Here is a 21,015-nt window from a genome sequence, read left to right as displayed (position 1 = left end):
GGGAGACAAAAAATGAAAGTTTGGACATCAACAACGGCTGCTGCCGCGCTTGCACTCTGTGCCGCACCGGGTATCGCCCAGGAAAAGATCACGCTTTCGGACCTCAGCTGGAATGGCGCGCAGGCCATCGGTCACGTGCTCAGCGCGATCATCGAGGGCGAGATGGGCGGCGATGCCGAGATCGTCTCGGGGATGAACCAGGCGGCCGTGATCATGGCGGGCATGGACAAGGGTGATGGCTCCATCGACGTCTACACCGACCTCTGGATGCCGAACCAGCAGGCGCTCTGGGACGAGTACATCGACGGGAACCAGACCGTTCTGACCAACCAGCCCTACAAGGGCACGTCGAACATCTACGTGCCGAGTTACATGGCTGACAAGGTGTCCTCCATCGAGGACCTGAACAACCCCGAGATTGCCGCGATGTTCGACACCGATGGCAACGGCAAGGGGGAGTATTGGGCCGGTGACGTGACCTGGGCCTCGACCAAGCGCTGGCAGATCAAATTCAAGTCCTATGGGCTCGACGGGCTGTGGGAGCCGAACATCGTGTCCGCTGACACGTTCAAGGCCGGTCTTGAGGCGGCCTATACCGCAGGCAAGCCGCAGCTTTTCTACTATTGGACGCCCGAGGCGATCCACGTGAAATACGACCTGACGGCGCTCGAAGAACCAGCGCGGTTCGACGGCTGCGAGGTGGTTGATCTGGACGCGGAAGACTGGCTCGAGGTGTCGTATTTCGAGTGCGTGATCGCGGCGAATGAAATCTTCGTGGCCTATTCGAAGTCGCTAGAGGAGCGTAACCCGGCGGTGGCCAAGATGCTGTCGAACGTGCAGTTCACCGGCGACGAGATCAACGGCTGGATTGTCGAGATGTTCGAGAACAAGCGCGACCCGCGCGAAGTGGCCGAGGACTGGATCGCGGACAACAAGGAAACCGTGACATCCTGGATCGAGGGCTAAGGGCCTTACCCACGATTGGGCCGCGTCGATTTTCCGCGTGGCCCTTTCGGTTAGATCTACTCTTCAGCCGGATCAAGAGATGCGGCGATGGCGTCGAACAGCGCAACGGTTTCGTGGTCACGTGTGTCGAAGGCTTCGTCCGCGCTGGTCTTTACGATCACCACGCGCCTACGGCGATCCACGAAGATGTACTGCCCCCAAATTCCAATCGCCAGGAACGTGTCGCGCGGGCCTTCGGGCACCCACCAGTGATAGCCATAGCCGAAGGTCCAGGACGAGGCCGGGTTCGGGCCCGGCTCCAGATGCGGGGCACTGGGTCGGGTCGAGGTGGCCACCCAATCTTCCGGGATGATCTGCACGGCGTGCCGCCGCCCCTCATCGAGAAACAGCTGCCCGAAGCGCCCAAAGTCGCGCAGCGTCGCGCTGAGACAGCAGAAGGGGAGGACCGGGCCAGTGCGCCCGGTGTTCCACGGGGCCGCGCGTTCGGCCCCCATCGGCTGCCAGAGACGCGCTTCGAGGTAGGTCTCGTTTGGCTGGCCCGTTGCCGCTTCGAGCACGAGACCCAGAGCGATGCTGTCTGAGCTGATGTAATCGTTGTAGGTTCCGGGCTCTCGGATCCGCTGGAGGCCGGTTAGTGTTTCGACCATCGGCTGACCAGCGCCGAGACTGAAGAACAGGCGGTTCACATCCGACCACGGGCGATCATAGTCTTCACCGAAGCCGACGCCCGACGACATGGTGAGCGCGTGACGGATCGTCACCCGGGCATACCCCGATCCGGCCAGAGCAGGGACGTAGCGGTCCAGCGGATCATCGAGGCTCGCGATGTGGCCTTCCTTAATGGCGATACCAATCAACGCCGACAACACAGACTTGGCCATGGACCAGGACGTGAAGCGCGATTTCTCGTCTGCACCGAGATGATAGCTTTCATGACGGATGTGGCCGTCCTGCAAGACAAGCAGGCCCGTTGTGACCGTCTCCTCGAGGAAGGCCGAGACAGAGCGGGTTTGCCCGTCGAAAATATAGCTCTCCGGCAGCTCTCGCAGAGCAATCGGCAACTCCCTCACCTTATCGCTCGCCGCAACGGTCTTGGCAGGGAAGACGCGTTCCATCGCGCGAAAATTCTCGATACGCTTATCTTCGGCGAAAAGCGTGATACCTGCCCAGTAAGGTGATGCGCGGAGCCAAAGCACACCGGCCAGCGCTATCGCCGTGATGCCGCAGATCAACACGGCCGCCACCCTCAGCACCATGCGTCTTATCATTTCAGCGACCCCTCTTTTGCCCCGATCAGAGCGGCGATACGATGGCTGCATGCGCCGCAAAACCGAAATGACGTCAACGACAGAGCGATTGTCGTGAACGACACCGTCCGCGCGACGCTGCATCACGCGCGCGATCTTGGCGGGCGGAGCCGGTTTTGGGCTGGCCTTGTCGGCGTTGCGGCCATTCTCGGCCTGATCGGGCCTTTTGGCACCTACGATGCGCTTCCGTTGGCCCCACGGCTGGCCTACTGGTTCGCGATCTGTGTGCTGAGTTTCTGGGTCGGCTATCTCACCTCCGCATGTGTGGCGACAGGCGCCGGGACCCTTGGACTGGCTGCGCCGCTCGCAGTTGGACTGGGTGGCCTTGCAGCAAGCCTGCCTGTGGTTGCGATGGTCTCCGCTCTCGATCTTTTGGTCTTCGGCGCCGGCATCTTCAGGCGCGGGGCGGAGCTTCTGCCCGTGGTCGCCATCATCTCCGTCGTGATCGCGCTGCTGTTCGAGGCGCTGGACATGCGTGATCTGACCCCGCCTTCCAAGGCAGACCCGATGACCGCCCCAGCCTGGCTCGATCAATTGCCTGCCTCTGTCGGCCGCGACTTGATCGCCTTACATGCGCAGGATCACTACCTCGCCGCGCGCACATCTCAGGGTGAGACGCTGCTGCGCGCATCACTTAGCGAGGCGACAACCGAGCTGGGCGCATACGGGCTGCGGGTGCACCGGTCCTGGTGGGTCGCGCGCCATTGGGTTTTGCGGATCGAGACGCGGAAAGGACAGTCGAGCATCCTTCTGCGGGACGGCACACGTGTGCCGGTCGGGCGGGTCTATCGCGCAGCGGTGCGCGGGCGGCTGCAACAACCTTAGGCGAAGGGAATGCGGCGCGGTGAGCGGCGCCCATCATGACTGATCTCCGCAGACATCGGTGCCTCTGTTGGGCTGTCCAATCGCGGGATGACCAGGTTAGCCCAGGGCCGCGGGCAGCATATCGTAGTAGAAAATTGCCCTCGCGCGCTGAAGTAACGCCAAACTTCAACCTCGGGTTGCTGATTTCGAGTCCAAACTGCAACACTCTGACATCCCCGGAAATCGACTATTTCCACAAGACCGCAGGGTTGATACCGAAAAGGAAACAAGAAGCAGGGTAGGCAAGCAGGCATATGAAAACGGGCTTTCGAGGCACGTTTGTAATCTCCTGGTCGCAAACAGAAATAGATGGCTTGGACGCAGCACCGCTGCAGTCGCTGCGGGTGGGTGCGGCCTGGTCGTGGCGCGGTGACGCGGCTCAACTGGATGGGCCGTCCGGTGTGCTGCGACTAGACCGCGCGCTCGGCGCCGAGACGTTGCGGCGCCGGGCTGCATCGGTCGTGCGACGTCTTGTCTGCAGCGCTGACCAGAAGCTGTCGACACCAGATCACGCGCACTCTCCCGCGACACTCGAGGACCGCTGCTTCGTGATCACCGACGGTGCCCAAAGCTACACCGTGACTGTGATTGATATAGGTGCCACGGCGCCGCCACTGTTGATGTTCGTTGATGAGTTGCCGCCACGCGGCGCTGATCTCTGGGTTGTCAGGCATACCCTGGATGCGAAAGCTGTGCGGGGTCGTCAGGCAAACACCGACGCTGTTATTTGCTTCACGCCCGGCACCCGCATCGCGACGCCCAGAGGGCAACAGATGGTCGAGCACCTTGGCGTCGGTGATCTGGTGCTGACGAAAGACAACGGGCCTCAGCCTGTGCAGTGGATCGGACGTCGCCACATGACCGGCGCGCGTCTTTTTGCCACCCCGGCGTTCCGCCCGGTGCGTATCCGGGCAGGTGCCTTAGGGGTCGAACGCCCGGATCAGGAGCTGCTTGTGTCACCACAGCATCGCATGCTCATCAGCGGCCCGGCAGCGCAGGATCTCTTCAACACGCCGGATGTCCTCGTGGCGGCCAAGGACCTCATCGATGGTCGCAGAATCTGCGTCGATCTCACCGTGCGTGAGGTCACCTACATCCACTTACTTTTGCCCGGGCACAACGTGCTCTGGGCCAATGGTGTGCTGACTGAAAGTTTTCATCCGGCCAGTGCGTCGCTGCAGGCACTGGGTGTCGAAGACCGCACCCGCCTGCTGGCCATGAAGCCGGAATTGGCCGATGATCCGCATAGCTATGGCGGTTATGCCCGCCGCAACCTGACAAGATCCGAAGCCGCGATCCTGCGTCATGCGGCCTGAGGAGGCCTAGCTGTCTGCACCCAGAACCGCAGCGATCACCGCCTTGGCGCTGTCACTCGACCAATCCGCATCCCCGCGCATACGCGCAACTTCGCGACCTTCCGGATCGATCAGCACCGTAATGGGCAGGCCGAAGATCGCCATCTGACTGGCCAGTGACTGCTTCGGGTCCTGATGGCGCGGCAGGTTGTCGACACCGATTTCGGCGAAGAACTTCTTGATGCCCTCGGGCGAATTCCGCCCCGTCGCAATGGTAACAACCTCAAAGTCTTCGCCCCCGAATTCGGACTGTAATTCAGAGAGTTGTGGCATCTCCTTGCGGCATGGAGCACACCATGTGGCCCAGAAGTTCAGCAGCACGTACTTGCCACGATACGCTTCGAGTGTCTCCTGGCCCGCGCCATCTGCCAGCTCGTAAGCGGCTGTGGATGTCGCCTCGGGGACCTCATGGAAGACGAGCTTCTTCATGTCACCTTCGCGCAGCTGTGCTGCCGCCACCAGGTCGGCCTGCGCCGTGACCGGAGCCATGATTGCGCCTGCCCCGAGGGCCGTATAAACGAGCGCAGCAAGAATTCTTTTCATATCCCCTCCGAAGGGTTCAGACCAATGACAGACACGCCCGGTTCTTCCAAAAACGCCGCCTCCAACCAGATGTGGGGCGGGCGTTTTGCCGCCGGTCCGGATGCGATCATGGAGGCGATCAACGCCTCGATCGGCTTCGACAAACGAATGGCGGCACAGGATATCGCGGGCTCGCGTGCACATGCCGCGATGCTGGGGGCAACCGGCATTTTGGAACCTAGCGATGTAGACGCGATCCGGGAAGGCCTGCTCACAGTCTTGTCAGAAATCAACGAGGGCCGGTTCGAGTTTTCCACCGCGCTCGAGGACATTCACATGAATGTGGAGGCGCGGCTGAAGGAGATTATCGGCGAACCGGCAGGGCGGCTGCACACCGGGCGCAGTCGGAACGATCAGGTCGCGACAGACTTCAAGCTGTGGGTGCGGGATCAGTTGGATGCAGCCGAGACGGGGCTGATTGCGCTCATTCAGGCGTTGCTCGATCAGGCTGAGGCTGGCGCGGACTGGGTCATGCCAGGCTTCACCCATTTGCAGACCGCACAACCCGTCACATGGGGCCACCACATGATGGCCTACGTCGAGATGTTCGGGCGGGATCTGAGCCGTGTGCGAGACGCGCGCGCGCGCATGAACACCTCGCCGCTCGGGGCAGCGGCCCTCGCAGGCACCTCCTTCCCCATTGATCGGCAGATGACCGCCGAGGCTCTGGGCTTTGACGCGCCCGCGGCCAATTCGCTGGACGCGGTGAGCGACCGCGATTTTGCGCTGGAGTTCCTGAGCGCTGCGAGCATCTGTGCGGTGCATCTCAGCCGCTTTGCCGAAGAGCTTGTCATTTGGTCTTCGGCGCAGTTCCGCTTTGTCACCCTGTCGGACCGCTTCTCGACCGGGTCTTCGATCATGCCGCAGAAGAAAAATCCCGACGCCGCCGAGCTCATTCGAGCCAAGGTGGGGCGGATTTTCGGTGCAAACACTGCGCTGATGATGGTGATGAAAGGCCTGCCGCTGACCTATTCCAAAGACATGCAGGAGGACAAGGAACAGGTCTTTGACGCCGCCGACAACCTCATGCTTGCACTGGCTGCGATGACCGGAATGGTGGCTGACATGAGCGCCAATCGCGACAGTCTGGCCGCCGCGGCGGGTTCGGGCTTTTCGACGGCAACCGACCTCGCCGACTGGCTGGTCCGGGTGTTGGGGCTACCTTTCCGCGATGCGCACCATATCACCGGCAGCCTCGTAGCTCTCGCCGAGCGCAAAGGGTGTGATTTGCCTGAGCTCAGTCTAGAGGATATGACGTCTGTGCACGCGGACATCACGGCAGATGTGTTTGATGTGCTCGGGGTGGAAAATTCGGTGAACAGCCGTACCTCTTACGGGGGCACCGCGCCTTCACAAGTTCGAGCGCAGATCGCACGGTGGAAGGAGATGATTGCATGAGACATCTGGTTCTGGTGGCCGCTTTGGGCCTGCTGGCCGCCTGCGGTGCAGACGGTGAACCTGTCACACCGCAGATCAACGGCGGTGTGACCATCAATCAAAACGGCATCTACCCCAGCGCCTCTGTCGGTGTCGGCAAAGGCCCCTTGTCCGTCTGGTTGGGGCTGTGACCCGCGCCGCACTCATTGCGCTGTCTGTGCTGGGCGTGTCCGCCTGTACCGGACCGGTGAGCGCGCCGCGTGGCGGGGAGCAAGTCGCGCCCGAGAAAAAGGACGGCACCGGTGTGCGGGTCTCCGGATATGCCACCTTTGGATACGTCAAGGGGCGCTGAGTGACACCGATCCGCGTCATATGGCTTTTGCTGGCCATCTGGGGTGCCATCCACCCGATGAGCTATTTCCTGCAGTGGTTCAATGAAAACAGCTATAGCCTTATCGCGATGGTCGATGCGTGGCACGCCAATGCGGCCACCAGCGGGCTCGTCTGGGACCTCACGATTGCCGCAGTGGCGTTGACGGTCTGGGTTCTGGTCGAATGCTTTCAAAGCCGGATGTGGCTTGGTCTGCTGGCGATTCCCGCCACATTTTGCATCGGCGTCAGCTGTGGTTTGCCGCTTTATCTCTACCTCAGGTCGAAACCTGTGGCATAGGCACTCTCCAAACGGTGCCGGTTCTCACATTTTTTGACCGATAAACCCTTTTTTTACCTTTTTTGACGCCGCGGCTCTGTTTTTCACCCTGCATGTGTGGCAATACTTGGTCGATGTAGGGGTAGTCCGAATTATCGGGCAGCTATGTGATTTGGGTACGCCGTATAGTGGGAGACATTCTTATGGCTAAATTTGGCAAGATTACCGCAGCAACAGCTGCACTTCTCGCGGCGCCGATGATGGCGTCGGCCGCAACTTTGACGCTGGACTTCGAAGGTCTGACCGCAAACCAGGCTCTTACTTCGGTGACAGTCGGTACAACCGTCTTCGACATCACAACCTCGGTGAGCGAGGCAATTCTGTTCGACACGCTTGATCCGACAACCAGTGATCACGCGAACGATGCGGATATCATTCCAGCCGTTCAGGGCGAAAATGGCGTTGGCGGCAACGTTCTGATCCTGAGAGAAGATGGCAACAACCCTCTGGCGAATGATCGCGCCGGCGGCGGGACAATCACCTTCACACTGGCGAGCGGCCCCGACCTGTCGCTGATCGGCGCTTCGGGTATCGATGACGACACGTGGAATTTTGCCGAATCCTTCGCGGGTCCGATCGGCAGCCTCACACTGACCGGTGAGAGCGAGACAGGCACCGTGAGCTTCGCGCCGAACGTGCTGACCGTCGGCAGCTTCTTCACAATCGAATATGAAGGTTCCGGTGCGATTGACTCGCTCATCTTCGATGACGGCCTCACAGCTGTTCCGGTTCCGGCGGCACTTCCGCTGATGCTGGTCGGTCTTGGTGGCTTTGGCCTGATCGCACGTCGCCGGAAGACACGCGCAAGCTAAATCTGTCGACACAGTTTACGGAAAGGGCGGCTCCGGCCGCCCTTTCGCGTTTTCGGGCAGACAGGTCGGACGGATGATTGCCTTGGCGCGTCGGTCTGGTAAGAGGCTCAAGCTGCTACTCAAAGGCCGGACATGGATCACTTTCTTTATCGCAATGGCGCGCTTTATGCCGAGGAAGTCCCGGTGGCGGAGATCGCCGCATCGGTCGGCACGCCATTCTATGTGTATTCAACGGCCACGCTGCTGCGGCACTTCCAGCTTTTTGATGAGGCTTTGGACGGGCTCGACCATCTTGTCTGCTACGCCATGAAAGCGGCGAGCAACCAGGCAATTCTGAAGACGCTGGCGCAGGCCGGGGCGGGCATGGATGTGGTCTCGGGCGGCGAATACATGCGTGCGAAGGCCGCCGGTGTGCCGGGCGACAAGATCGTCTTCTCAGGCGTTGGCAAGACTGCAGCAGAGATCCGTCTGGCGCTTGAGGGCGGTATCCGTCAATTCAACGTGGAATCCGAGCCCGAGATGGCAGTGCTCGACGCAACCGCGCGCGCCATGGGCAAGGTTGCCCCGATCACGATCCGGGTGAACCCGGATGTTGACGCGAAAACCCATGCCAAGATCGCGACGGGCAAGTCCGAGAACAAATTCGGCATCCCGATCTCTCGCGCCAAGGAGGTCTATGCCTTGGCCGCCTCGATGAACGGGCTGCAGGTGATCGGCATTGACGTGCATATCGGCAGCCAGTTGACGGACCTCGCCCCCTTTGAGCTCGCCTACCAGAAGGTCGCCGAGCTGACGACTGAGCTTCGCGCAGAGGGGCACGATATTCGCCGCCTCGATCTGGGGGGCGGCCTCGGCATTCCCTATGCGCGCGACAATCAGGCACCGCCGCTGCCGCTGGACTATGGCGCGATGGTCAAGCGCACGTTGGGTGATCTGGGTTGCGAGATCGAGATCGAACCCGGGCGGCTCATCGCGGGCAATGCGGGGATCATGGTGTCCGAGGTGATCTATGTGAAATCCGGTGAGGACCGCGATTTTCTGATCATCGACGGCGCCATGAACGACCTGATCCGCCCCGCGATGTATGAGGCTTATCACGATATTATACCGGTGATCGAACCCGCCCCGGGGACAGAGCCCGCGACCTTCGATATCGTGGGGCCGGTGTGCGAAACCGGCGATACCTTTGCCCGCGGGCGGCAGATGCCGCCGGTGGCTGCGGGTGACCTTGTTGCCTTCCGATCTGCGGGGGCTTATGGCGCGGTAATGAGCAGTGAGTACAATTCCCGACCGCTGATCCCCGAGGTTCTGGTGAATAAGGATCAATTTGCGGTTATTCGCCGACGTCCCACCTTTGACGAAATGATAAATCGAGATACCATTCCAGAATGGCTTTGACCCCGTATCCCCGGGGTGATCGCAAGCGGAGACGAACCGATGGCGTCATTTTCCCGGCACGATGCGACCCGTAGTCTGGTAGCGGTGCGCTGGCCCTTGCGGCTGACGTGGCTGGGGATGCTTGCCGAAGCGCTTGTTCAAAGTCTCTGGCCTCTGCTGACAGTTTGCCTTCTGATCCTCGCCGCGCTGATGCTGGGCCTGCAGGATACTATTTCGGTCGAGTTTGTCTGGGCCATCGCCGTCGCGGCCGGTTTGGGCCTGCTCGGCACGTTGGGGTATGCGTTCAAACGGTTCCGGTTGCCGACCCGTACACAGGCCATCGCGCGTCTTGATGCGAGCTTGCCGGGCCGGCCCCTGCAAGCGTTGCTCGACACCCAGACCATCGGGGCGGAAGATGCCGCCTCTACCGCGGTTTGGCGCGCGCACCAGGCCCGCATGGCGACCCGGGCCGCTGAAGCCGAAGCCGTGCCCGCCGACCTGCGGGTTTCGGAGCGTGATCCCTATGCGCTGCGCTATATCGCCGTCTTGGCCTTCGGCATTGCTCTGCTGTTCGGCTCGATTTGGCGGGTGGGCTCCGTTGCGGATATGACGCCGGGTGGCGGCGGGCTTGCCTCTGGGCCGGTCTGGGAAGGCTGGGCGGAAAGCCCACGCTATACAGGGCGCCCTACGATCTATCTTAACGATATTCCGGAAGGCGCCTTGCGAGTGCCGGTGGGCAGCCTGATCACCCTGCGCCTCTATGGCGAGATCGGGGCCTTGACCCTGTCCGAAACTGTGTCCGGGCGCACTGAGGTGCCTCCTGCCTCCGATCCGGCGCAGGACTTCACCGTGGTGCAAAACGGCACCGTGTCGATCAGCGGCCCTGGCGGGCGCAGCTGGGACATCGAGGTGATCACAGACGCGCCACCTGAAATCGCCGTGCTTGACGACCCGTCAGCCTCGGCCTTCGGTGAAATGACGCTGCCTTTCGAGGCGCGCGACGACTATGGCGTCGAGGCAGGCGAGGCGCGGTTTGCGCTCGATCTGGCGTCTGTCACCCGGCACCACGGCCTGATGATCGACCCCGAGACGCGGCCCGATTTGGTGGTGCCTTTACCGACGCCGATCGCAGGGAACCGTCGGGAGTTCGAAGAAAACCTGATCGAAGACTTCTCCGAGCACCCGTGGGCGAACCTGCCTGTGCTGGTGCGCCTGTCGGCGCTGGATGGCGCTGAACAGGAATTTGAAACCCAACCGCGGGCCATGGTGTTGCCAGGGCGGCGTTTCTTTGACCCTGTCGCCGCGGCGGTGATCGAACAACGGCGCGATCTGCTGTGGTCGCGCGCCAACAGCGACCGCATCAGCCAGATCCTGCGGGCGACGGCATACTTGCCCGAGGAGCTTTTCCGCAAGGAGATCGATGCTTTGCGCTTGCGCAAGGTGATCCGGCAACTCGAGACCTTCGCAAAATACGGGCTGAGCGACGAAATGCAGGAAGAGCTGGCCGACGAGATGTGGGACCTTGCGATCATTCTTGAGGAGGGCGATCTGGCCGATGCAGCCGAGCGGTTGCGCCGCGCACAGGAGCGTCTGAACGAGGCCATTGAGAATGGGGCGTCGGATGAAGAGATCGCCGAGTTGATGCGCGAGCTGCGCAGGGCGACCGAAGATTATCTCCAGCAGATGATGCGGCAGGCCGAGCGGCAACGTCAGGAAAACGACGAAAACAATTTCGAGGCGCCGAACCAGGACTCCATGATGATGACGCAGGACGACCTGCAGCGCATGATGGACCGTATCCAGGAGCTGATGGAGCAAGGCCGTATGGCCGAGGCGCAGCAGGCGCTGCAAGAACTCCAGCAGCTCATGGAAAACATGCAGATGGCCCAGGGCCAGCAGGGGCAGGGTGGTCAGAGCCCGGGCGAACAGGCCATGGAAGGCCTGTCCGAGACCCTGCGCGAACAACAGGGCCTCTCCGATCAGGCGTTCCGTGATTTGCAGGAACAGTTCAACCCCGGGGCACAGGCTGGCGAAAGCCAAGACAACGAGGGCCGCAACGGCGGCCAGGGCCGGGGTGAAAGCCACGAAGGCCAGTCAGGGCAAGGCGAGGGGTCCGATCAGCAGCAGGGCGATGGCTCCTCCGGTCAGTCGCAGCCGGGGGAAGGGTCGATCGCGGATCGCCAGCGGGCTTTGCGCGAAGAGTTGCGGCGTCAGCAGGGCAATCTGCCGGGCGCGGGCACGCCAGAGGGCGATGCCGCCCGTGACGCGCTGGATCGTGCGGGCCGCGCCATGGATGGTGCAGAGGAATCGCTGCGCAACGACGACCTCGCCGGAGCAATCGACGATCAGGGCCAGGCTATGGAGGCCTTGCGGGAAGGTATGCGGGCTCTGGGTGAGATGATGGCGCAACAGCAGCAGAACCAGCAGCCGGGACAGGGCTCGCAACCCTCTGACCAGCGCGCGGAAAACCGCGACCCGCTTGGTCGAGAGTCCGGCAACTCGGGCGCGGATGGAGATACGGGGCCACTTGCGCTGAATGACGACGCCTATGGTCGTGCGCGCGAATTGCTGGATGAAATCCGGCGCCGGTCTGGCGAAACCGCGCGTCCGGAAGAGGAGCGCAACTACCTCAAGCGGTTGCTGGATCGCTTCTGATCGGGCGCCATTAGCCGCTTGAGGCTGCGGCGGCGTCGAGCCAGGTCAGGACGCCTTTGACTTGGCCATCGAGCCAGACACGCCAGCCGTCGACCATACCCACATAGGCGCTCAGCCAGGGATCAGCCTGCGGGACCATCTCGGCAAGTTGTGGTGCAAAGACATAGGTAACTGCGAGCAGCGCAGCCAGCACGACCATCACCAGAAACCCACGCCCAAAGCTGCGCCGTTCGCGGGCTTCTATCTGCGCGGTCTGCCCTGGATCATCCGTTGGAGAGCGGTCGCTGTTCGAGCGCAGGGTCGAATTGATTTCCTCGATATCCGGCAGCAGATCGCGGCGGGCGCCCGTCACCGCCGTTGTCTCGACAACTGGCAGAGAAGGGCTTTCGCCCCGAATGCGCGCCATCCGGTCGCGGGTCTCATGGGCTCGTTTGCGGGCCTCGTTGCTGCCATCCGTCTCATCGAGACCCAGATCTGGCTGGCTTTCCACACTGCCCGCGATCTCGTTCTGGCGCGCCTGTTTCTCCAGCTCCGCTTCTTCACGTAAGACATCCACCACGGCGGGGTCGAGCGCGCGCCGCGGGGCCGCGACCACCGGTGGCTCAGGCTCCTCCGGTTCTGCCGTATCATCGCCGGCATCGGTCTCGGGTTCAGCTTCCGGCTCTGCGGTCATCGCACCTTCGTCGACAGGCTCGGCGGCCTCGTCTTCCGCAGTGACGACCGTTTCGTGTTCCTCCACTGCTTCTTCTGGCGCATCGGCCTGCTGTCCATCGGGGTGGACCTGAAACCACGTCTGGCCACAGTTCGAACACTGCACATCGCGCCCCTCAGGCGGCATGACGTCATCGGGCACTTCGTATTGCGCATCGCAATTCGGACAGATCAAGCGCATGTCAGGTCCTGCTTCATAGCTACCCCATATTTTTATTTTCCCGCACCATATTGACATCATGGTCGTGCGAAAAGTGTTAACTGCGGACAACCAGGCAAGTGATGCATTGAAACCAGACCGGCGTTGAGGCACAAAAGCGCAACAAAAAAAGGGGGGCCGCGTGATCGAGCTGGAAAATGTCGCCTACAGCTATGGCGGCGGAGCATTGCTATCCGACATTTCGCTCCAATTGGCGCCCGGCTCGTTTCATTTCCTGACCGGCCCGTCCGGTGCGGGCAAAACCACCCTCCTGAAGCTCTGCTATGGTGCGCTGCTGCCAACGTCAGGGGCTGTTACGCTCTTTGGGGACGATGCCTCGCGTCTGGAGCGAGATGACATTGCCGTGCTGCGCCGCCGGATGGGTGTGGTGCACCAGGATTGCAACTTCCTCGATCATCTCACCGTGACCGAAAACATTGCCTTGCCGCTGCGGGTCTCGGGGCGGCAAACCAAGGCGGCACAGGAAGACCTGACGGAACTGATGGCCTGGGTGGGACTGACACATCGTGCCGATGCCGTGCCACCGGAGCTCTCCGGAGGAGAACGTCAGCGCGCAGCACTGGCCCGCGCGGTGATCATGTCGCCCGATGTTGTGCTGGCAGACGAGCCGACCGGGAACGTGGATTGGGAGATGTCGCAACGCCTTCTGAGGCTGCTGGTTGAGCTCAACAAGATGGGCAAGACAGTGCTGATCGCCACCCATGATCTCAGCCTGATCCGCGCCGCCAAGAGCCAGGTGCAGGCCCGTGTGCTTCGGATCGCCAATCGCCACGTTCAACTGGCGGGAGCGGACCTGTGAGCCTGCTGCGCGTTGACCTTAAGCGATTGGTTTTTGGCGATCGACAGGCCGACAGGGTTGTGCCGCCATCCGGCTTCACCGCACAGCTCACTGTATTTGCCTCCGCCGCCATGGCCTTTCTGGCCGTCTTTGCGATGGCGCTCTCGTTGGCGTCGGGTCGGTTGGCCACGCGCTGGGGCGATGAGCTGGCGCAATCCTCCACCATCCGGATCGTGGCTCCCATGGACCAGCGCGCGGCGCAAACGGAGGCGGCCCTTGGCATCTTGGAGACCACCGCAGGAGTGGCTTTTGCTCGCGCATTGAGTGAGACGGAACAGCAGGCGCTGTTGACCCCGTGGTTTGGCGCAGAGCTTGATCTGCAAGCACTTCCTGTTCCGCAGCTTATTGAAATTATTGAAGAAGACAGCAGCTTCGATGCAGCTGGTCTGCGGCTGCGCTTGGCCGCTGAAGTGCCGGGCGCGATCCTCGATGATCACAGCCGGTGGCGCGGTCCGCTGGTCGAGGCTGCGAACCGGTTGCGTGTGCTTGGCTGGATTTCGGCCTTGCTGCTGGGGGGCAGCGTCGCCGCCATGGTGACGCTCGCGGCCCATGCGGCGCTCGCGGCGAACGCGCAGGTGATCGCCGTTCTGCGGCTCGTTGGCGCGACGGACCGTTACATCGCACAAGCTTTCATTCGGCGCTTTACCCTCCGCGCTTTTGGCGGCGCGATGGTCGGTGCAGTGGTGGCCATGGTCGTGGTGGCCCTGATGCCGGACGTGTCCAAAACCGCGGGCTTTCTGACCGGGCTGGGCTTTCAGGGATGGCATTGGTTTCTACCTTTCCTGATCCCCTTTCTGTCTGCCGCAGTCGCTCTTTTGGCGACCAGCGCAGCGGCTGCGCGCACACTGAAGAGATTGGCCTGATGATCCAGCACATCCGATCCGTCGTCTTTATCACGCAGATGTATGTCGCGATGCCGATCTTTGGCCTCGTCTTTGCACCCTGGGCCCTGTTCAGCCGCCGCGGCGCCTTTGCCGCATGCAAATCGTATTCGCGCTACGTCTTCTGGACCGCGCGTTGGATGGTCGGGATGCGGTGTGAAGTGCGCGGCGAGGTCCCGCAGGGCGAGGCGTTGATCGCAGCCAAGCACCAGTCGTTTCTCGATATCATGATGATCTTCACTGCTTTGCCCGCGGCCAAGTTCATTATGAAGAAGGAAATCCTGATGACACCGATCATCGGGCAATACGCGCGGAAGCTCGGCTGTGTGCCGGTGGATCGCGGCAAACGCGGCGCGGCTATCGACAAGATGGTGGCTGACGTGAACGCGGGTCGTGCGGAGCCGGGGCAGCTCATCATCTATTCGCAAGGCACGCGGGTCGCGCCGGGGGCGAAGCTGCCTTACAAAGTCGGCACGGGGGTCCTCTATGAGCAGCTCGATCAGCCTTGTGTGCCCGTGGCTACAAACGTTGGTGTTTTGTGGCCGAAGCGTGGGATGCTGCGCAAGCCGGGGGTGGCTGTGGTGGAGTTCCTGCCGGTGATCGCACCGGGCCTGACGCGGGATGCGTTCATGGCCCAGCTGGAAACTGTGGTCGAAGAGACATCAGATGCCTTGATGGCCGAAGCGGGGTTTGAACATGGCGGACAAAGCACAAGCGATTGAGAGCCTCGACGCGTTGCTGGCGCTCTATGGCACACCTGGGGCTGCGTCCTTGCGTAAAGTGGCGCATCGGATGACACCGCTCTACCGGGACTGGATCATGGCGTCGCGTTTTTGTGTGCTGAGCACCGTCGGGGAAGACGGCACCGATGCGAGCCCGCGCGGTGAGGATGGGCCGGTTGTTCTTGAGCTCGATCCCAGCACCTTGGCGATGCCGGATTGGCGCGGTAACAACCGTTTGGATTCCTTGCGAAATATCGTGACGGATGGTCGCGTATCGCTGATGTTCATGGTGCCTGGCAGCAATAATGTCGTGCGGCTGAACGGTAGGGCGTGGCTGACAGCTGATACCGATATGCGCCACCGCTTTGCAAAAGGAGAGCGCCTGCCAGCAACGGTGATCGTCATCGAGATCGGCGAAATCTACACCCAATGTGCGCGGGCGATGATGCGTGCGCGGCTTTGGCAGGGTGCAGAGCCGCCTATCATGGTGCCAACTGTGGGTCAAATCCTTGCCGAGGTCTCGGACGGAGAGGAGGGCGGCGCACCCTATGATGCTGCCTGGGGTGCACGCGCAGCCAATACGATGTGGTAAGGAGCGGGTGGCCTGAAAGCCCACCCCACCTGTCAGCCGAGAGGTCAGAGCCGGCAGGTACGGTGGGCTTTCAGGCCACCGCGCCGGATCACATATGGATCGGACCGTCGCCGCAGGCGAGCGCCGCTTCGCGCACGGCTTCAGAATAGGTCGGATGCGCGTGGCAGGTCATTGCGAGATCCTCTGCCGAGGCGCCGAACTCCATCGCGACGCAAATCTCGTGGATCAGATCGCCCGCTGCCGGGCCCATGATATGGGCGCCGAGAATGCGGTCTGTGTCCTTGTCCGCGAGAATTTTGACAAAACCATCAGCGGCGAAGTTCGCCTTCGCGCGCCCGTTGCCCATGAAAGAGAACTTGCCGACTTTGTAGCTCCGGCCCTGCTCTTTCAGCACCTCTTCGGTCGCACCCACATTGGCCACTTCCGGGTGAGTATAGATGACACCCGGGATGACGCCGTAGTTTACATGACCATGTTTGCCTGCAACCTGCTCGGCCGCGGCCATGCCTTCGTCTTCGGCTTTGTGGGCCAGCATCGGGCCTTCGATGACGTCTCCAATCGCATAGACGCCGGGCACATTCGTTTCCCATTTGTCGTTCACCGCGATCTGGCCGCGCTCGGTCATCTTCACGCCAAGCCCGTCGAGACCAAGCCCGTCGGTGTAAGGCTTGCGTCCGGTTGCGACCAAAACGACATCGGCATCAAGCACATGTTCGCTGTCATCCTTGCGCAGTTTGTAATGCACCTTGGCCTTTGTCTTCGTGGCTTCGGTCTTCTGAACGGCCGCGCCCATGATGAACTCAAGCCCTTGTTTCTTCAGCGTTCTCTGGAAGCTTTTCTGGATCTCAGCATCCATACCGGGCGTGATCACATCGAGGAACTCGACGACAGTCACCTCCGATCCCAACCGCGCGTAGACCGAGCCTAGCTCAAGCCCGATCACGCCCGCGCCGATCACCACCATTTTCTTGGGCACCTTGCCAAGCTCCAGCGCGCCGGTCGAGGTCACCACGACCTTCTCGTCGACTTCGACACCGGGCAGGGACGCGGGCTCGGAGCCGGAGGCGATGATGATGTTCTTGGCCTCATGCACCTCGTCGCCGACCTTCACCGTGCCCGCCTCGGGGATTGAACCCCAACCTTTCAACCAGTCTACCTTGTTCTTTTTGAACAGAAACTCGATGCCGCTGGTGTTCTGGCCGATGGTCTTTTCCTTGTAGGCCAGCATCTGTTTCCAATCGACCGAAGGGCTTTTGCCCTTGAGGCCCATCTCCGCAAAGTTGTGTTCGGCCTCATGCAGCATGTGGCTCGCATGCAAGAGCGCCTTCGACGGGATACAGCCCACGTTCAGGCAGGTGCCGCCGAGCGTCTCGCGCCCCTCGACGCAGGCCACCTTCAGCCCAAGCTGCGCGCATCGGATGGCACAGACATAGCCGCCGGGGCCGGAGCCGATGATGATCACGTCGTAGTTAGCCATGGGTCAGATCCTTCAAATTGGAACGTCGGTATGATGTCGGTGTTACGTCGGTATTGCGTCGGTGCCCACGTCGGTTTTCGCAAATTTGTCTCGCCATAGTTGCCCCGCCTAGGCCAAAGCTGCAAGCAACATGAGGACGGTGGCGCTGAAGCCCACGAACCATATCAGGGAGCGCCATGGCACCCATCCGAACGCATAGGCTGGGATGTAGAGAACACGGGCGGCGAGGTAGACCCAGGCGCAGGCCGCGGTGAGGCCCGAGGATTGCTCGCCGAGCGTCACCACGACCACGGCGATGGTGAAGAGAATGAGCGCCTCGAAGTGATTGGTCAGCGCGCGGTAGAGGCGGGCGGTGCGCGGCGAGAGCTTGTCGACAAGATCACCGCCGAGTTTATCCCTGTCACGCGGGCTGAGCGTTTCACCTGGGGCGAGCTCGATGTTCGCCGGGACGGCCATCAGCACGAATTGCACCGCCTGAAGCAGGGCGGCCAGAGCGAGCACGGTGAGTTCTGTTGTCATGGGCGCAGAGCCTCCGCGATGCGGGTGGCCTTAGTGGGTATGGTCATGCCGCGCGCGCTCGGGTGCGGCACGGCGCGATGGGGGATGGCAAACCGCGTGCAGGCCTCTGCCGAGACGCGCCCGAGGGCGACAACCGGGCGGCCTGCGATTTCATGTCGGGTGATGGCATCGAAGCACGCCGCCACATCTGCTGCGGGAACCTGAGCCGACCGTTGTGCTGGCAGTAGGTGAAACGCATGGGTCAGGTAGATCGAATCCCGCGTCAGCGCGGCAAGGCGCAGCGCGAGGTCCAGCACCCTGTTGAACAGCATCTGCGGCAGATAGCCCAGCCGGGCCAGCGTGTCGCGATGCGCGACCGCGGTCGGGGCGTCCAACCAGTTGTAGCTGATCAGAACCGGGCCGCTGAGGTTGCCACAGCTGAGCTGGTAGGGGCTGACATAGTCGCCGTCCAGCCCCACGTCCGCATAGCTGCGGTAGCCCGGGCGCGTGAAGGCACGGCGGGCTGCGATGCAATGGCTGCGGAGCGTTGCGGTCAGCATGCGCGGTCAGAGTGCCAGCAGGTAAAGCGCAATGGTGGCGACGATACCCACCGTCCACGCGAGGCTGCGCAGCCCGACGATCCCGAAGGCGTAGGACGGCAGGTAGACGATGCGTGCGATCAGGAAGGCTTGTGCTGCGAGCAGGGTTTCGTTGGTGCGGCTCTCGGTCACAACGATCAGCAGCACTGCGGGCGCAAAGAGCACCATGGCGGTGACCGAGTTGTTGAGCGCGCGTTCCAGCCGCCCCGCGATGCCAGAGACAGTGCGCCCCTCATCGCGGGAGCCCAGCAGGTAGCCCATGCCAAGCTGCGTGAGCCCGCCGGTGGCCTGCAGGATCAGCGTCAGGATGACCAGAAGGCCGTAGAGGGCGAGGATCTGGATTTCGGTCATTTGATTGCAAACTCCATTTTCAAGATTTCAAACCAACCGAGTCTTTCTATGGCAAACAGCGCTCCACCGACCATCAATGCATGTAGTTGGAAGAATTCAAGGCTTCTTACTTGGCCATAGATGCGATCTCGCTCTTTCGCCCAATTTGGTGCTAGAGCCGATTTATTTGTGCCCGAGGGTTTTTTGATAGCTGGGGTTTCCAAGTTCCTGTGCAGTTCCTCAATCTCATTTTGGATAGCCCCCAGACAACGGATACCAGCGAGAAAACTGAACACCCAAAATACTAAAACTAAGGAAAAATAACTTGCCATTTGTATTGAGCCGTCAAACCGCACAGTTACTAGGGCATACCCAATGGTTGCGCCACTTGAGCTGAGTAAGAAGTAGCATCTACGCTCCGATAGCCGCCATCTTTCCAGCGTTAGTTCTTTCGCGTCTTGATCCTGTGTCATTGACCGTCGGCTCTGCCTAGGGCCCGGCATCGCCGGGTAGCGCCCGACCCACCCCGAGGGAGGGCACTTTTCGCCCACCCAGAGTTGGGCGCTGCCCTATGTGGAGAGACCGCCAAACCTCAGAGATCCATCAGCAACCGCCGCGGGTCCTCCAGCGCTTCTTTCACGCGCACAAGGAAGGTCACCGCGCCCTTGCCGTCCACGATCCGGTGGTCGTAGCTCAGGGCGAGATACATCATGGGGCGGATCACGATCTCGCCGTTCACGACCATCGGGCGCTCCTGGATCTTGTGCATCCCTAGAATGCCCGATTGCGGCGGGTTCAGGATCGGTGAGCTCATCAGCGAGCCGTAGACCCCACCGTTCGAGATCGTGAAGGTGCCGCCTTGCATCTCTGCCATCGAGAGCTTGCCGTCGCGCGCACGAGCGCCCTTCTCGGCGATCGCCTGTTCGATGGCGTGGAAGCTCATCGCATCCGCGTCGCGAATGACCGGGACCACGAGGCCCGTGGGCGTGCCCGCCGCGATACCCATGTGCACGAAGTTCTTGTAGACGATGTCGGTGCCGTCGATCTCGGCATTGACCTCGGGCACCTCTTTCAGCGCGTGGCAGCAGGCCTTGGTGAAGAACGACATGAAGCCCAGCTTAACCCCGTGTTTTTTCAGGAACAGGTCCTTGTACTCGTTGCGCAGCGCCATGACCTCGGTCATGTCCACCTCGTTGTAGGTGGTGAGCATCGCGGCGGTATTCTGGCTGTCTTTCAGGCGCTTGGCGATGGTCTGGCGGAGGCGCGTCATCTTCACCCGCTCCTCGCGAGCGGCGTCATCGGCGGCCACGGGCGCGCGCGGCGCAGCCGCGGGGGCGGGCGCGGGTGCTGCGCTGGCGGCGGCAATCGCAGCGGTCACGTCCTCCTTCATGACCCGCCCGTCGCGGCCTGAGCCGGTAACCTGGTCGCGATTGATCCCCGCCTCGGCCATGGCTTTCTTGGCGGACGGCGCGTCTTCGACATCCTTGCCCATGCTGGTGTCCTTGCCGGCGGCGGGGGTGCTGTATTGTGTATCCCCTGCCGGAGCGGCAGGCTCGACCGCGGCGGGCGCCGCGCCTTCGCCCTGGGTCATCACGGCCAGCTTGGCGCTGGCGTCGACCGTCGTGCCCTCGGGCGCCAGGATCTCGGTCAATGTTCCGGCTGCGGGCGCTGGTACCTCGACCGACACCTTGTCGGTCTCCAACTCGCAGAGCATCTCATCCGCGGCCACGTTGTCGCCAACCTTTTTGAACCAGGTGCTGACCGTCGCTTCGGTCACGCTTTCGCCGAGGGTGGGGACCATCACGTCCACGGTGCCGCCTGTGGCTGCGGGCGCGTCAGCGGTCGCAGCCGGCGCAGCGGCGAGAGCTTCGCTCGCGGCACCTGCGCCTTCCCCCTCCTGAATCGTCGCGAGCAACGCATCGACACCAACGGTTTCCCCTTCCGCCGCGACGATCTCGCCCAGCGTACCAGCGGCGGGCGAGGGCACCTCGACGGTGACCTTGTCGGTTTCGAGCTCGCAGAGCATTTCATCAACAGCGACCGCATCGCCAGATTTCTTGAACCAGGTCGCCACTGTGGCCTCGGTGACGGATTCGCCCAGCGTGGGGACGCGAACTTCGGTGGTCATTTCTCTAATTCCCTT

23 protein-coding genes are annotated in these 21,015 nt (G+C 61.9%); 14 read left to right on the top strand and 9 right to left on the bottom strand.

All coding sequences use genetic code 11. From position 1 onward, the window contains the following. The first annotated feature begins 12 nt into the window (after positions 1-12). The gene (locus ACVC7O_RS16985) at positions 13-966 is read left to right on the top strand and encodes an ABC transporter substrate-binding protein (RefSeq protein WP_458323300.1); all 954 of its coding nucleotides are present in this window, start codon (positions 13-15) and stop codon (positions 964-966) included. 56 nt (positions 967-1,022) lie between these two features. Here the strand turns inward: ACVC7O_RS16985 and ACVC7O_RS16980 are convergent, their stop codons facing one another. Beyond that, the gene (locus ACVC7O_RS16980; protein ID WP_458323299.1) at positions 1,023-2,234 is read right to left on the bottom strand and encodes a serine hydrolase domain-containing protein; all 1,212 of its coding nucleotides are present in this window, start codon (positions 2,232-2,234) and stop codon (positions 1,023-1,025) included. 93 nt (positions 2,235-2,327) lie between these two features. Here ACVC7O_RS16980 and ACVC7O_RS16975 point away from each other — a divergent pair, with 93 nt between their 5' ends. Continuing rightward, on the top strand, positions 2,328-3,098 hold the full coding sequence (locus ACVC7O_RS16975) for a LytTR family DNA-binding domain-containing protein (protein ID WP_458323298.1): 771 nt from the start codon (positions 2,328-2,330) through the stop codon (positions 3,096-3,098). Positions 3,099-3,391: 293 nt separating this feature from the next. Then, positions 3,392-4,453 (top strand): Hint domain-containing protein, encoded by a 1,062-nt coding sequence (locus ACVC7O_RS16970; RefSeq protein WP_458323297.1) that lies wholly within the window; start codon positions 3,392-3,394, stop codon positions 4,451-4,453. Between the two features lie 6 nt (positions 4,454-4,459). On the opposite strand, the gene ACVC7O_RS16965 is transcribed toward ACVC7O_RS16970, so the two are convergent. Beyond that, a complete protein-coding gene (locus ACVC7O_RS16965; RefSeq protein WP_458323296.1) occupies positions 4,460-5,035 on the bottom strand; it encodes a TlpA family protein disulfide reductase in 576 nt (191 codons plus the stop codon). Between the two features lie 24 nt (positions 5,036-5,059). On the opposite strand from ACVC7O_RS16965, the gene argH reads away from it, so the two are divergent. The 7 genes from argH to ACVC7O_RS16930 all read left to right on the top strand — a co-directional run bounded on the left by argH (position 5,060) and on the right by ACVC7O_RS16930 (position 12,004). Continuing rightward, positions 5,060-6,472: an argininosuccinate lyase gene (gene argH, locus ACVC7O_RS16960; protein ID WP_458323295.1), complete on the top strand. Its 1,413-nt coding sequence runs from the start codon at positions 5,060-5,062 to the stop codon at positions 6,470-6,472. Continuing rightward, a complete protein-coding gene (locus ACVC7O_RS16955) occupies positions 6,469-6,642 on the top strand; it encodes a hypothetical protein (protein ID WP_458323294.1) in 174 nt (57 codons plus the stop codon). The genes argH and ACVC7O_RS16955 overlap by 4 nt, the downstream gene beginning before the upstream one ends. Continuing rightward, the gene (locus tag ACVC7O_RS16950; protein WP_458323293.1) at positions 6,639-6,803 is read left to right on the top strand and encodes a hypothetical protein; all 165 of its coding nucleotides are present in this window, start codon (positions 6,639-6,641) and stop codon (positions 6,801-6,803) included. Before ACVC7O_RS16955 ends, ACVC7O_RS16950 begins: the two co-directional genes overlap by 4 nt. A 9-nt stretch (positions 6,804-6,812) precedes the next feature. Beyond that, complete coding sequence (locus tag ACVC7O_RS16945) at positions 6,813-7,121, top strand: DUF2834 domain-containing protein (RefSeq protein WP_458326109.1); 309 nt, start codon at positions 6,813-6,815, stop codon at positions 7,119-7,121. Positions 7,122-7,303: 182 nt separating this feature from the next. Continuing rightward, the gene (locus ACVC7O_RS16940; RefSeq protein ID WP_458323292.1) at positions 7,304-7,972 is read left to right on the top strand and encodes a VPLPA-CTERM sorting domain-containing protein; all 669 of its coding nucleotides are present in this window, start codon (positions 7,304-7,306) and stop codon (positions 7,970-7,972) included. Positions 7,973-8,104: 132 nt separating this feature from the next. Beyond that, complete coding sequence (lysA, locus tag ACVC7O_RS16935; protein WP_458323291.1) at positions 8,105-9,370, top strand: diaminopimelate decarboxylase; 1,266 nt, start codon at positions 8,105-8,107, stop codon at positions 9,368-9,370. Between the two features lie 39 nt (positions 9,371-9,409). Beyond that, positions 9,410-12,004, top strand: a complete 2,595-nt coding sequence (locus tag ACVC7O_RS16930) for a TIGR02302 family protein (protein WP_458323290.1) — start codon at positions 9,410-9,412, stop codon at positions 12,002-12,004. A 10-nt stretch (positions 12,005-12,014) separates the two neighbouring features. Here the strand turns inward: ACVC7O_RS16930 and ACVC7O_RS16925 are convergent, their stop codons facing one another. After that, positions 12,015-12,896, bottom strand: coding sequence for a zinc-ribbon domain-containing protein (locus ACVC7O_RS16925; RefSeq protein WP_458323289.1), 882 nt, complete (start codon positions 12,894-12,896; stop codon positions 12,015-12,017). Positions 12,897-13,056: 160 nt separating this feature from the next. Between ACVC7O_RS16925 and ACVC7O_RS16920 the strand changes: the two genes are divergently transcribed. The 4 genes from ACVC7O_RS16920 to ACVC7O_RS16905 are packed head-to-tail and all read left to right on the top strand — an operon-like array spanning position 13,057 to position 15,968. Continuing rightward, positions 13,057-13,734, top strand: a complete 678-nt coding sequence (locus ACVC7O_RS16920; protein ID WP_458323288.1) for a cell division ATP-binding protein FtsE — start codon at positions 13,057-13,059, stop codon at positions 13,732-13,734. Next, entirely contained in the window at positions 13,731-14,636 is a 906-nt protein-coding gene (locus tag ACVC7O_RS16915) for a cell division protein FtsX (protein WP_458323287.1), read from the top strand. The genes ACVC7O_RS16920 and ACVC7O_RS16915 overlap by 4 nt, the downstream gene beginning before the upstream one ends. Continuing rightward, positions 14,636-15,376, top strand: coding sequence for a lysophospholipid acyltransferase family protein (locus ACVC7O_RS16910; protein WP_458323286.1), 741 nt, complete (start codon positions 14,636-14,638; stop codon positions 15,374-15,376). The genes ACVC7O_RS16915 and ACVC7O_RS16910 overlap by 1 nt, the downstream gene beginning before the upstream one ends. Continuing rightward, a complete protein-coding gene (locus tag ACVC7O_RS16905) occupies positions 15,351-15,968 on the top strand; it encodes a pyridoxamine 5'-phosphate oxidase family protein (protein WP_458323285.1) in 618 nt (205 codons plus the stop codon). The genes ACVC7O_RS16910 and ACVC7O_RS16905 overlap by 26 nt, the downstream gene beginning before the upstream one ends. Before the next feature lie 88 nt (positions 15,969-16,056). On the opposite strand, the gene lpdA is transcribed toward ACVC7O_RS16905, so the two are convergent. The 6 genes from lpdA to odhB form a co-directional block, all read right to left on the bottom strand. Further along, on the bottom strand, positions 16,057-17,445 hold the full coding sequence (lpdA, locus tag ACVC7O_RS16900) for a dihydrolipoyl dehydrogenase (RefSeq protein ID WP_458323284.1): 1,389 nt from the start codon (positions 17,443-17,445) through the stop codon (positions 16,057-16,059). A gap of 108 nt (positions 17,446-17,553) precedes the next feature. Next, positions 17,554-17,964 (bottom strand): MAPEG family protein, encoded by a 411-nt coding sequence (locus tag ACVC7O_RS16895; RefSeq protein WP_458323283.1) that lies wholly within the window; start codon positions 17,962-17,964, stop codon positions 17,554-17,556. After that, positions 17,961-18,503 (bottom strand): uracil-DNA glycosylase family protein, encoded by a 543-nt coding sequence (locus ACVC7O_RS16890; RefSeq protein ID WP_458323282.1) that lies wholly within the window; start codon positions 18,501-18,503, stop codon positions 17,961-17,963. Before ACVC7O_RS16890 ends, ACVC7O_RS16895 begins: the two co-directional genes overlap by 4 nt. A gap of 6 nt (positions 18,504-18,509) precedes the next feature. Then, a complete protein-coding gene (locus ACVC7O_RS16885; RefSeq protein ID WP_458323281.1) occupies positions 18,510-18,893 on the bottom strand; it encodes an MAPEG family protein in 384 nt (127 codons plus the stop codon). Beyond that, positions 18,890-19,345, bottom strand: coding sequence for a hypothetical protein (locus ACVC7O_RS16880; RefSeq protein ID WP_458323280.1), 456 nt, complete (start codon positions 19,343-19,345; stop codon positions 18,890-18,892). Before ACVC7O_RS16880 ends, ACVC7O_RS16885 begins: the two co-directional genes overlap by 4 nt. Before the next feature lie 119 nt (positions 19,346-19,464). Continuing rightward, complete coding sequence (gene odhB, locus ACVC7O_RS16875; protein ID WP_458323279.1) at positions 19,465-21,000, bottom strand: 2-oxoglutarate dehydrogenase complex dihydrolipoyllysine-residue succinyltransferase; 1,536 nt, start codon at positions 20,998-21,000, stop codon at positions 19,465-19,467. Between the last annotated feature and the right edge of the window lie 15 nt (positions 21,001-21,015).

It is taken from the genome of Roseobacter cerffii (assembly GCF_054226325.1).
This window is presented reverse-complemented; position numbering and strand designations above follow the sequence as displayed.